Origin of the sequence: uncultured Brachyspira sp. (assembly GCF_910588665.1) — a bacterium.
Classification (GTDB): Bacteria; Spirochaetota; Brachyspiria; order Brachyspirales; family Brachyspiraceae; genus Brachyspira.
Genome location: NZ_CAJUPR010000010.1, coordinates 89,035 through 90,358, shown reverse-complemented (window position 1 = coordinate 90,358; position 1,324 = coordinate 89,035). Strand labels below are relative to the sequence as shown.

General features: G+C 23.6%; 1 protein-coding gene. It reads left to right on the top strand.

The window, feature by feature from the left end; translation table 11 throughout:
• Positions 1–259 precede the first annotated feature (259 nt).
• Positions 260–1,324 (top strand): AAA family ATPase (locus QZ306_RS08495; RefSeq protein ID WP_295163038.1); only part of this gene is annotated, 1,065 nt, incomplete at its 3' end.

Genomic DNA, 1,324 nt, shown 5'->3' with positions numbered 1-1,324 from the left:
GTAATCAGCCGAGTTCGACCGAGTAGGCGCCATTAATGGCGGCATAGCAATAATAGAAATAAATAAAATAATAATATATAATAATAGAAATATGGTATAATAAAAAATATATAAAATAAAATTAGAAATGTGCCTGCTTGGTAGGCGGATACTGGCAAACATGACAATAATAAAGAAAAGTAAAAGAATTGCTGAAGCATAAACATTAATTGATGCAGAAACTTTTTCCTGATATGAATAGCATGGAGGATTATGATTTATGAATAAAAAGAAATCAAATAAATATATTGATTCTGAATTTTATTCACTGGAAGATATTGCGAAACATTTTAGAGACTTTTTAGATAAAAAAAAATATATAATATTATTTGCTTATAATGGTACAGGTAAAACAAGACTTTCTGATAAATTTAAAAATATTGGAAAATATCCAGATGAAGAAACAGGAGAAAAAACGGGAGATACCCTATATTATAATGCATTTACTGAAGATCTTTTTTATTGGGATAATGATTTAGAAAATGATGAAAGAAGAATTTTAAAAATGAATAGTAATTCAAGATTTTTTTATGCCTTAAAGGATTTGATAGACATGAATGATAAAATTAATTATTTTTTAAAAAGATATGCAGATTTTAATTTTAAAATTGATTATTATGATTATACTATTGCATTTTCTAAAAATAGAATTGATAATATAAAAATATCCAGAGGAGAAGAAAATATATTTATATGGTGTTTTTTTCTTGCTATTGTACAATTGGTCATTGATAATAATGAGTCATATAAATGGGTTAAATATATATATATTGATGATCCTATTTCTTCATTAGATGATAATAATGTAATTGCTTTAGCATCTGATTTAGCTAAATTATTAAAAGAAGATCAAGGAGAAAAAAACAAAACAGATTTAAAAATTGTTATATCAACACACCATATTTTATTTTATAATATTTTATGTAATGAAATTAAAACTGCTGAACGATTATTTTTTCAAAAAGAAGATAGCAATATAGAAAAATATATATTAAAAAATACAGGGGACACTCCTTTCTTTCATCATGTATCAATGCTTAAAAAATTAAAAAAGGCAGCTGACTCAGGTAAATTATATACTTATCATTTTAATATACTTAGAAGCATATTAGAAAAAACAGCATCATTTCATGGATATGGTAATTTTTCTGATTGTTTAAGAGAGTCAGATGATGAAAATATAATAGTGCATAAAAGAATGATTAATATTTTAAATCATGGAAATTATTCTGTATTTGAACCTATGGAAATGGTTGAAGACAATAAAAAACATTTTAAAATTATA